The sequence below is a fragment of the uncultured Jannaschia sp. genome (genome assembly GCF_947494055.1).
In the GTDB taxonomy this organism is placed as follows: Bacteria; Pseudomonadota; Alphaproteobacteria; order Rhodobacterales; family Rhodobacteraceae; genus Jannaschia.
In genome coordinates, this window is sequence record NZ_CANLTR010000195.1 from 1 (window position 1) to 427 (window position 427).

At 79.2% G+C, this 427-nt stretch carries 1 protein-coding gene; it reads left to right on the forward strand.

Annotated features, from left to right (window positions below; translation table 11 throughout):
• Nucleotides 1-427: hypothetical protein (locus tag Q1A87_RS23815; protein WP_299657372.1), on the forward strand; the 427-nt coding region annotated here is incomplete at its 5' end.

Genomic DNA, 427 nt, shown 5'->3' on the forward strand with positions numbered 1-427 from the left:
CGCCGCGGCGCAGGACTACACGGCCGGGATCGCGGCGCGGCGGACGGCGGAGGCCGTCGGGGTGCCGGTGTTGTCGGCGCAGGCGCAAGAGGCGGTTCAGGCGCTCGGGGCGGCGGCAACGTCCGAGGCGCGGGCGGAGGCTTGGACGTCGCTGCAGGCCGATGGCCGGGTCGCCGGCGAGCTGGCGAGCTTTGTGCGGGTCGTGGAGGCCCGGCTCGGGGCCGACGCGGTGCGGGCGATGGACCGGCGCGGGACCAAGGTGGCGGAGACAGCCGGCTCGCGGGAACTCGGCGTCGACGGGGCCACGCTCGGCGAGATCGGTCGCGCGGTGCAGGCGGTGCGCCAGGGCGCGCGGGCCGGCGCGGCGGAGGCGCAGCGGCTCGCCCAAGGCGCGCGCATGCGGTCGGGGCCGCGGATGGGACCGTGA